The organism is Streptomyces sp. NPDC051921, from assembly GCF_040680975.1.
Taxonomy (GTDB): Bacteria; Actinomycetota; Actinomycetes; order Streptomycetales; family Streptomycetaceae; genus Streptomyces.
The window spans coordinates 1-1301 of the sequence record NZ_JBFAXU010000059.1 but is presented as its reverse complement, the minus strand read 5'-3'; the positions used below and the strand labels follow the sequence as shown (position 1 = coordinate 1301).

The 1301-nt window shown below is 63.5% G+C and carries 1 protein-coding gene; it reads right to left on the bottom strand.

The window, feature by feature from the left end; all coding sequences use genetic code 11:
- Positions 1 to 1301, bottom strand: a 1301-nt coding sequence (locus AB0M16_RS36155) for a non-ribosomal peptide synthetase (protein WP_365350793.1), incomplete at both ends; no start/stop codon positions are given.

Genomic DNA, 1301 nt, shown 5'->3' with positions numbered 1-1301 from the left:
GTCAGTGCCTGTTGGGTGATGGTGGGGTTCTGGAAGATGTCGTGGAGGGTGAGGTGGAGGCCGTTCTGGTCGGCTTGGGCGGTGGCGCGGAGGGCGAGGAGGGAGTCGGCGCCGAGTTGGAAGAGGTTGTGGGTGGTGCCGAGGGGGTGGGGTGGGTTGAGGAGTTGGGTCCAGATGGTGGTGAGGGTGTGTTCGGTGGGGGTGGTGGGGGGTGTGTAGTGGGTGGTGTTGTTTTGGGTGGTGGGGTGGGGGAGTGCTTTGTGGTTGATTTTTCCGTTGGGGGTGAGGGGGAGTTCGTTGAGGGTGATGAGGTGGGTGGGGATCATGTAGTGGGGGAGTTTGTGGGTGAGCCAGTTGTGTATTTCTTGGTGGGTGGGGGGTGTTTGGGGGTTGGTGGGGATGATGTAGGTGGTGAGTTGGCGGGTGTTGTTGGTGGTGTGGGTGGTGGTGAGTGTGGTGTGGATGTCGGGGTGGGTGGTGAGGGTGTTGTCGATTTCTCCGAGTTCTATGCGGTAGCCGTTGATTTTGACTTGGTGGTCTTCGCGGCCGAGGAATTCGATGGTGCCGTCGGGCCAGTATCGGCCGAGGTCTCCGGTGCGGTAGAGGCGTTGGTTGGTGTGGGGGTTGGTGGTGAAGGCGTTGTTGGTTTTGTGGGGGTCTTTCCAGTAGCCGAGTGCGGTGCCGGTTCCGCCGATGTGGATGTGTCCGGTGGTGTAGGGGGGTCGGGGGCGTTGGTGGTGGTCGAGGATGTGGATTGTTTGGTTGGTGAGGGGTTTTCCGTAGGGGATGCTGGTCCATTCGGGGTTGATGGTGGTGATGGGGTGGTGGATGGACCAGATGGAGGCTTCGGTGGCGCCGCCGAGGCTGTGGAGGGTGAGGTCGGGGAAGGTGGTGTGGGCGCGTGGGGGGAGGGTGAGGGGGATCCAGTCTCCGGAGAGGAGGGCGGTGCGGAGGGTGGGGGTGTGGTCGTGGGTGTGGTGGCGGTGTTCGGTGAGGAGTTCGAAGAGGGCGGGGACGGAGTTCCAGGTGGTGATGTGGTGTTGGTGGATGAGGGTGTTCCAGTGGTGGGGGTCGCGTTGGGTGCCGGGGTGGGGGATGACGAGGGTGGCGCCGGCGGTGAGGGTGCCGAAGATGTCCCAGACGGAGAGGTCGAAGCTGAGGCTGGAGATGGCGAGGACGCGGTCTTCGGGGGTGAGGTGGATGCGGTGGTTGATGTCGTGGATGGTGTTGCGGGCGCCGCGGTGGTCGATCATGACGCCCTTGGGCTGGCCGGTCGATCCCGACGTGAAGATCACGTAGGC